Source organism: Pelomicrobium sp., from assembly GCF_036803785.1.
Classification (GTDB): domain Bacteria; phylum Pseudomonadota; class Gammaproteobacteria; order Burkholderiales; family UBA6910; genus Pelomicrobium.
This window is the reverse complement of the sequence record NZ_DAIRTR010000135.1, coordinates 1-7,790: the sequence shown is the minus strand read 5'-3', so window position 1 is coordinate 7,790 and position 7,790 is coordinate 1. Positions and strand designations below refer to the sequence as shown.

Sequence of the window (7,790 nt, the reverse complement as noted above, 5' to 3'; positions counted from 1 at the left end):
TCTCGGGACCGAGCCCCGGCTCGCTCCCCTGCCGGTCACGGCGCCAGTGAGCTCCCCCCGCTTCGGAGAGGAATTCTCCCGGCAGGTGGTATGGATCGCGACCCAGGAGCTCCAACAGGCGGAGCTGCGCCTCGACCCGCCTGAGCTGGGCCCGGTGCGGGTGGTCATTCACGTGCGGGAGAGCGAAGCGACCGCGGTGTTTTCGGCCCTTCACCCCCAGACCCGGGAAGCCATCGAGGCAGCCCTGCCCCGCCTGAGGGACATGTTGGCGGAGGCGGGCATCGCCCTGGGCGGGGCCACGGTGAGCGCCGAAGGCTTTGAAGGGCGGCGCGGATTCGCCGGCGACCGCCCCCCCTCTCCCCTCTCGGCCGATGGCGGCCGCAGCACAGAAACCTCGACGCTTGCTGAGATTTCCTCCCGGCGCAGGCACGGTCTGGTGGACCTCTTCGCCTGATCGCAACACGCTCTGCGCGAGGCCCCCTCGCCGCCGTTCAACGGTTTTCTCTAAAGCTTTCCGCGCAAAGTCCGTTGAAGCACGGGGCGGCGTCCTTCCGCTTCGGAGATGCTGCCCAAAAGGCACGCTTTTCCGGCAATCGCGCAACCTTCCCACTGCCCATAATCCATCCAGCGAAAGGTGCAAAGAAAGCAATGGCTCGACCCACTCCCACCAGCGCTCCCGCGCAGGCGGCCCCCAAGAGCGCAAAGCCCAAGGGGAGAAAGCTGTGGCTGGTCATCCTCGGGGCATTAGGACTCGCTAGCGCGGTCGGCGCCGGCGCCTGGTATGTCACCTTCCAGCGGGAAGCCTCCGCCGCTCAAGCGCCCAAGCCCAAGCCGCCCGTTTTCATCGCGCTCGAACCCTTCACGGTGAATCTCCAGCCTGGCGGCGACGCCCAATATCTGCAGACCACCGTGGTGCTCAGAACCACCGAGCCTGACACGGAAACCGCCATCAAGGCCCATATGCCGGTGGTGCGGGACCGTATCCTGCGAGTGCTCTCCAGCCAACGAGGCGAAGCCCTGCTCAGCGCCGAAGGCAAGGAAAAGCTGGCCGCGGAAATCGCCGCAGCGGTAACCACTCCCTTCGACGGCGAGCGACCTCAGGCGGTGGACGCGGTGCTCTTTACCTCTTTCGTCATCCAGTGAGGCCATGGCCAAGGATTTCCTGTCCCAGGAAGAGGTAGATGCCCTGCTAAAAGGGGTGAGCGGCGAGGTCGAGGACGAGGCGCCACCGCCCGACACCTCGGCGGTGCGCCCGTACAACCTGGCCAAACAGGAGCGCATCGTCCGCGGCCGCATGCCGACGCTGGAGATCATCCACGAGCGCCTGGCGCGGCAGTTGCGGCTGGTGATCTTTAACTTCATCCGCCGCACGGCGGAGATCACTGCCGGCCCGGTGCGGGTGGTCAAGTACAGCGAGTTCACCCGCAACCTGGCGGTGCCTACCAATCTCAACGTGGTCCAGGTGAAACCGCTGCGGGGGATGGCGCTGTTCGTGCTCGACCCGAATCTGGTGTTCCTGGTGATCGATAACCTGTTCGGCGGGGATGGCCGCTTCCACACCCGGGTCGAGGGCCGCGACTTCACCCCGACCGAACAACGCATCATCCAGCGCCTTCTTTCCTTGGTGTTCGCCGAGTACGAAAAGGCCTGGCAGCCCGTGCATCCCTTGAGCTTCGAGTGCGTGCGCTCAGAGATGCATACCCAGTTTGCCAACATCGCCACGCCCAACGAGGTGGTGGTCGCCACCACGTTCCGCATCGAAGTGGGGGCGAGCGGGGGAGAGCTCCACATCTGCTTGCCCTACTCCATGCTGGAGCCGATCCGGGAGAAGGTCTACAGCACCACCCACGGCGAGCAACTCGACGTGGACCGGCGCTGGGTGCAGCTGTTGTCCCAGCAGGTGAAGCTGGCCGAGGTGGAGATCGTCGCCAATCTGGCCCACACCACGATGACGCTGGAGCAGATCCTGGCCATGCGGGAAGGCGATGTGATCCCGATCGAGATCGCACCCCGCATTCTCGCCACCGTGGACGGCGTCCCGGTCATGGAATGCCGCTACGGAATTTCCAACGGTCAATACGCCCTGCGGGTGGAGCGGCTGGTCTCGCCCGCAGACGCCCTGTGATGGAGGAAATCATGTCCAACCTGAAAGACGCCCAGGGTGCCGTGAGCGACGACGACTGGGCGGCTGCCATGGCGGAGCAGCAGGCGGCTGCCGGCTCCCAGCCGGTTGCCGCGAGCGCCCAGATCTTCGAGCGCTTCTCGGAGGGTGCTCCGCCCTCCGCCCGCAATGACCTGGATCTGATCCTGGACATTCCCGTCCAGCTCACGGTGGAGCTGGGCCGCACCAAGCTGCCCATCAAGAACCTCCTTCAGCTCGCCCAGGGCTCGGTGGTGGAGTTGGACGGGTTGGCCGGCGAGCCCATGGACGTGCTGGTGAACGGCTGTCTGATCGCCCAGGGCGAAGTGGTGGTGGTGAACGATAAGTTCGGCATCCGGCTGACTGACATCGTCACCCCGAGTGAACGCATCCGGCGCCTGAACCGATGATTGCCGTGGCACGCAAAGCATTGTCCTGTGCCGGTGCGGCGCTGCTGCCGGCCACCGCCCTGGCCCAGGGCCCGGCTGCGCCGGGGGCGGGGCTCCTCCAAGGCGTCTTGGGCTTCGCCTTCGTGCTGCTCACCGTGCTGGGGGCCGCCTGGCTGCTGCGCCGCGCTTCCCGCACACCGGGGAGCAGCTCGGCGGGGCTGCGGGTCGTGGCTGCCGTGGGCGTGGGGGCGCGCGAGCGGGTGGTGGTGGTAGAAGTGGGCGGCGCCTGGCTGGTGCTGGGGGTCGCGCCGGGCCGGGTCAATGCCCTGCACGCGATGCCGGCCCAGGCCGCGCCCGTCTCCGCCCCCGCAACGGATAACGGCTCCTTTGCCGCCTGGCTTAAGCAATTTATGGAGCGTGGCCGTGCCAGCTGAGGAAAGGGTGGAGGCTCCGCGGGCACGCCGCCCCTGGCTCGCCACGGCAGCGGGCGTCCTTGCCCTGCTCGCCCTGCCCGCCGCTGCCCAGCAGGCAGGACTGCCCGCCCTCACCGCCACTCCCGCTCCCGGCGGAGGCCAGACCTACAGCCTGCCGCTGCAAACCCTGCTGCTCCTCACCAGCCTCTCCTTCCTGCCGGCCGCGCTGCTCATGCTCACCGGCTTCACCCGCATCATCATCGTGCTGTCCCTGCTGCGCCATGCCCTCGGTACCCAGACTTCGCCGCCCAACCAGGTGCTGGTCGGTCTGGCGTTGTTCCTCACTTTTTTCGTCATGTCGCCCGTGCTGGAAAAGATCCACGCGCAAGCCTACGTCCCTTATGCCGAGGGCCGCATGAGCTTCGAGGATGCCGTGACCCGCGCCAGCGAACCCCTTAAGCAGTTCATGCTGAAGCAGACCCGGGAGCCGGATCTCGCTCTCTTTGCCCGTATCTCCGGAACGCAGGTTATGAACGGCCCGGAGGAGGTGCCGATGAAAGTGCTGATTCCCGCCTACGTCACGAGCGAGTTAAAGACTGCTTTCCAGATCGGCTTCCTGGTGTTCATTCCGTTTCTCATCATCGACATGGTGGTGGCAAGCGTGCTCATGTCCATGGGCATGATGATGGTCTCGCCGGTGATCGTGGCGCTGCCGTTCAAGCTCATGCTGTTCGTGTTGGTGGACGGCTGGCACCTCTTGATCGGCTCGCTGGTGCAAAGTTTCGGTGTATGAACATTCACGGAGAGTTCCCATGACGCCAGAATCAGTCATGACCCTTGCCCGCCAAGCGATCGAACTGACTGCCCTGGTGTCGGCTCCACTCCTCGTTTCGGCCCTTGTCACCGGCCTCGTGATTAGCATCTTCCAGGCGGCGACCCAGATCAACGAAATGACCCTGTCCTTCATTCCCAAGCTGCTGGCGATCTTGGGGGCTCTGGCCCTGGCCGGCCCATGGATGCTCACCCTGCTCACCGACTATACGCGCCGGCTGCTGGAGTCGATCCCCGTGATCATCGGCTAGGGAAATGATCTCGGTCACCGACGCCCAGTTGAACGCCTGGTTGGCGGCCTTCCTCTGGCCTCTGGCCCGAGTGTTGGGGCTGATCATGACGGCACCGCTCCTGCACTCGCACAGCGTGCCGGCGCGGGTGCGCATCGGTCTGGGCGTCGCGCTCGCCTTGGCCGTCGCTCCCATGGCAGGCGCCATGCCTGACGTGCAGGTGGGCTCCGCGGCGGGGCTCGCGATCCTGGCGGAGCAAGTGCTTGTAGGCGCGGCCATGGGCTTGAGCGCACGCCTTGCCTTTGCGGCACTGTCCCTGGCAGGCGACTTGATCGGGCTGCAGATGGGCCTCGGCTTCGCCATCTTCTACGACCCCCAGAGCGCCGGCCAGACGCCGGTTGCCGCCCAGTTCCTGGAGCTTGCCGGATTTCTGCTCTTTCTCGCCATCAACGGCCATTTGATGATGCTCGCCGCGCTTGCCCAAAGCTTCGAGGTGCTGCCTGTCGGGGCCGCTCTGGCGCCAGGTCACTGGAAGGATCTGGCGGAGATGGGCGCTGGCGTGTTCTCCCTCGGCACGCTGCTCGCGCTCCCGGTCGTGGGCCCCCTGTTGGTGGTGAACGTGGTGCTCGCCGTCCTGTCCCGCGCAGCGCCCCAGCTCAACCTCTTTGCAGTGGGCTTTCCGGTGACGCTGCTCACGGGCTTCGTGGCCCTGGCCCTGGCACTGCCGGCCCTCGCGCCAGCGCTGGAGCGGACCCTCACCGAGGCCGTCGGCAGCATGCTCCTCGCCGTGGCACCGTCCCGCTGAGAAGACCGGTGGTTAGAGGTAGTCGAACAAAGACAGCCCCGCGATGCGGCTGAATGAGGCCCGGGCCGCTTCCAGCGACTGCTGCCCGCGTAGAAAGTCGCTGATCGCCTGAGCATAATCCACGTCGATCAGCCGCGACAGGGACGTTTGGTACTGCACCGCCAGGCCTTCGCCCCCCGCTTGGAGCGCGTCCAGCTCCGCCAGGCGCACGCCGAAAGAGGCGCGGGCCGCCAACACGTGATCGAGGGCCAGATCCAGATTGGCGAGACCCGCGTTGAGCCCGTTGGCCACGCGGGCAGCGCCGGCGGCCGTCGCGGTAGAGGTCTGGAGGATGGAAATGGCTTCCTGCAGGGTCGTGAACAAGCTCTGGGTGCCGCTCGGCGTCACGGTGAAGCGATCCCCATCCGCCGGTGCCCCGGTGATGGTGAGCTGCAGGCCATCGAATTCGATGGCAGCCCCGCTCGTATAGGAATTGCCCGCCGACAGGGTCGTACCGGTGGTCTGGTCCAGGACGCTGTAGGTAGTCGTCGTGCCGGAGACAGTGAAAACGATGGCGTAGCGGTGGCCGGTGAACGCTGATGGATCGACGAGGCGGCCGGGGTCCACCACGCCGCTGCCTGTGTTGCCGCTGTCGGCAGCGGAGACGAACACACCGTTGCCGTTGGGAATGCGCTGGAAGATGGCCTCGCCCGAGTCGGTGACGGGCATGAGCCGTGAGGTCTCCACCTGGACTTCACGCCGCCCCTGGTCGCCCTGATAGACGATTCCCGCAGCACTCGCCACGAAAGGCTGCACCGTGCCGCGATAGCCGGAGAACAGGTATTCGCCGGCCCCGTTGGTAGCGTTGGCGTAGGCAAGCAACGCCTGCAACCGGCCCTCCAGCTCCACCGCGATGGTCCGCCGGTCGGCGTCGCTCAGCGCCCCGTTGCCGGCCTGGACCAGGGCCGTGCGAGCCTCGATGATGAGCTCGCCCACCCGCGCCAGCGTAGACTCGGCAAGGGAAAGCGCGTCGCGGGCGTAGCCCCGATTGACGGCGTACTGGTCGTTCAAGGCTTGGGCCTGGCCCAGTTCCACCGCCCGCGCCGCGGCGATCGGATCGTCGGAGGGCGTCACCACCCGCCGGCCGGTGGAAAGCTGCTGCTGCACTTCCAGCAGCGCCTGCTGCTGGCGCAAGAGTGCCGCCACCCCTCGTTCGTAGACCATGCCCGTGGTAATGCGCATCCCTTCCTCCCGAGAATCAGCGCCCCAGCTCGAGGAGCGTATCGAACAGGCGGCTCGCGATCTGCATCACCTTCCCGGCGGCCAGGTATGCCTGCTGATAGCGCAGGAGCGCTGCCGCCTCTTCGTCCAGGTTCACGCCAGCCACCGCCGCGAAGGCCTCCCCCGCCTGGCGTGCGAGGTTCGACTGGGCGGTACTGGTCACCTCCAGTTCGCGGGTAGCGTTGCCGATGCGCCCCACCAGGGCTGCGTACGCCCCCTGATAGCTCGCCGTACCGCCCGCCACGGTACCCGCTTGCGCGAGTGCCGCCAGCTTCACTGCGTTGCGCCCGTCGGAGACCCCGCCCGTGTTGGGACCGACGGTGAAGCGGTCCCCCGCCGCGGGCGCGCCGGTGATGGTGATCACCCAGCCGTTGTAGGCGATCGAGCCGCCGGGCGTATAAGGGACGCCCACCGGATCGCCGGTCCCCAGGCCCGTCACATTGAACGAGGTGGGAGGGTCGTTGAACTCGATGGTCACCTGGGCCTGCAGGTTGGGATCGGCAGGCGGCGGTCCCACCACCTCCCCGGCGCTGATGACCCCGCTGCCAGTGTTGCCGCTTGCGGCGGCGGTGGCGATGGGAGCGGCCGCGGCGACTCTGGCCGGGTCGGCCAAGGCGAGGGCCAGGCCGCGAGCCCCGTCTACCGTGGGCTGGATCAGGAAGCTGTCGCCCGCAGCGGCGACGCCCGAAGCCAGCGTCAGGATAAACCCGTCCACGGTCTGGGGGAAGGCGGTAAAAGTGGTCACATTGCCGTCGCTCAGGCGCGTGAGGGTATAGCCCGCACCGTCGTAGCTCAGGCGGTAATCGCTCGCCGTGAGGGCGGAGGCGTCGGCGATGACGGCCGTGAACACCGCGCTTCCACCGTTCGCCCCATGGGCCGTGACCCGGGGGCTTGCCATGGCAAACAGATCGCCGCCCAGGTTTCCCTGCAGGTCCTGTCCCAGCCGGTGCTGGTCGTTCATGGTGGCGGCGAGCACGAGGGCGATGCGCCCCAGCTCGTTGCGGGCAGGCTCCAGCGTCTCCCGGCGAAACGCCAGCTCGCCCCCCAGGCGCCCGCCAGTGAGAAGCTCCTCCTTCAGTACCACGGTGCCGACGCTGCTTTCCACGGCCACGGCGATGCGGGTCGGGTCCTGGGGATCGGGCACAGCCGAGAGCCGGCCCGGCACGGTGCCCATCACCAGGGGCTGACCGTTGCCGATGAACACGTTGTAGGCGCCGTCTTGGCGCACCACCGTTACCCGAATCTCCCGGTTGAGCTGGGCGACCAGGGCATCCCGCTGGTCCAGGAGGTCGTTGGGTGGCGCCGCCCCGTCGCTGCTATCGGCGAGGGCGATACGCTCGTTGAGCGCTGCGATCTGGCGTGCATACCCGTTGATGGCGGCCACGCTCGCCTCCACTTGCCGGTTGGACGCGGCGTGCATTTCCTCCAGCCGGGAATCCAGCATGCGGAAGCGGGCAACCAGCGCCTGCCCCGAAGACAACACCGTCTGACGCGCCACTGTGGAGGCAGGATGGGTGGCGAGGTCGTGCAGGGCCCCGAAATAATCAGACAAGGCTGGCGCGAGGCCGGCTGCCGTGTCCGCCAGCAGGTTGTCCACCTGCTGAATGCGCTCGTAATGGGTCGCGCCCTCTGCCGCCGCGCTTTCCGCGGACAGGACCTGCTGAGCCAGGAACTGGTTGTACAGCCGCTCGATGCGAGCCACGTGGGTGCCCTGCCCCAGAT

10 protein-coding genes are annotated in these 7,790 nt (G+C 67.1%); 8 read left to right on the top strand and 2 right to left on the bottom strand.

The window, feature by feature from the left end; all coding sequences use genetic code 11:
* The 8 genes from V7Q81_RS13195 to fliR form a co-directional block, all read left to right on the top strand.
* Positions 1 to 454, top strand: a 454-nt coding sequence (locus V7Q81_RS13195; protein ID WP_333844062.1) for a flagellar hook-length control protein FliK, incomplete at its 5' end; no start/stop codon positions are given.
* A gap of 194 nt (positions 455 to 648) precedes the next feature.
* The gene (fliL, locus tag V7Q81_RS13190) at positions 649 to 1,143 is read left to right on the top strand and encodes a flagellar basal body-associated protein FliL (RefSeq protein ID WP_333844060.1); all 495 of its coding nucleotides are present in this window, start codon (positions 649 to 651) and stop codon (positions 1,141 to 1,143) included.
* A 4-nt stretch (positions 1,144 to 1,147) separates the two neighbouring features.
* Positions 1,148 to 2,125: a flagellar motor switch protein FliM gene (gene fliM / locus V7Q81_RS13185; protein WP_333844058.1), complete on the top strand. Its 978-nt coding sequence runs from the start codon at positions 1,148 to 1,150 to the stop codon at positions 2,123 to 2,125.
* Entirely contained in the window at positions 2,050 to 2,550 is a 501-nt protein-coding gene (gene fliN / locus V7Q81_RS13180) for a flagellar motor switch protein FliN (protein WP_442954838.1), read from the top strand. Before fliM ends, fliN begins: the two co-directional genes overlap by 76 nt.
* Positions 2,551 to 2,555: 5 nt before the next feature.
* A complete protein-coding gene (gene fliO / locus V7Q81_RS13175; RefSeq protein ID WP_333844053.1) occupies positions 2,556 to 2,963 on the top strand; it encodes a flagellar biosynthetic protein FliO in 408 nt (135 codons plus the stop codon).
* Positions 2,953 to 3,735 carry a flagellar type III secretion system pore protein FliP gene (gene fliP, locus V7Q81_RS13170; RefSeq protein WP_442954837.1) on the top strand — a complete coding sequence of 261 codons (783 nt, stop codon included), beginning with the start codon at positions 2,953 to 2,955 and terminating at the stop codon, positions 3,733 to 3,735. Before fliO ends, fliP begins: the two co-directional genes overlap by 11 nt.
* A 19-nt stretch (positions 3,736 to 3,754) precedes the next feature.
* Positions 3,755 to 4,024, top strand: coding sequence for a flagellar biosynthesis protein FliQ (gene fliQ, locus V7Q81_RS13165; protein WP_333844050.1), 270 nt, complete (start codon positions 3,755 to 3,757; stop codon positions 4,022 to 4,024).
* 4 nt (positions 4,025 to 4,028) lie between these two features.
* Complete coding sequence (fliR, locus tag V7Q81_RS13160) at positions 4,029 to 4,808, top strand: flagellar biosynthetic protein FliR (RefSeq protein WP_333844047.1); 780 nt, start codon at positions 4,029 to 4,031, stop codon at positions 4,806 to 4,808.
* A 12-nt stretch (positions 4,809 to 4,820) separates the two neighbouring features.
* Here the strand turns inward: fliR and flgL are convergent, their stop codons facing one another.
* Together flgL and flgK are read right to left on the bottom strand one after the other, a co-directional pair.
* Entirely contained in the window at positions 4,821 to 6,029 is a 1,209-nt protein-coding gene (flgL, locus tag V7Q81_RS13155) for a flagellar hook-associated protein FlgL (RefSeq protein ID WP_333844045.1), read from the bottom strand.
* A gap of 16 nt (positions 6,030 to 6,045) precedes the next feature.
* Positions 6,046 to 7,790, bottom strand: a 1,745-nt coding sequence (gene flgK, locus V7Q81_RS13150) for a flagellar hook-associated protein FlgK (RefSeq protein ID WP_333844043.1), incomplete at its 5' end; no start/stop codon positions are given.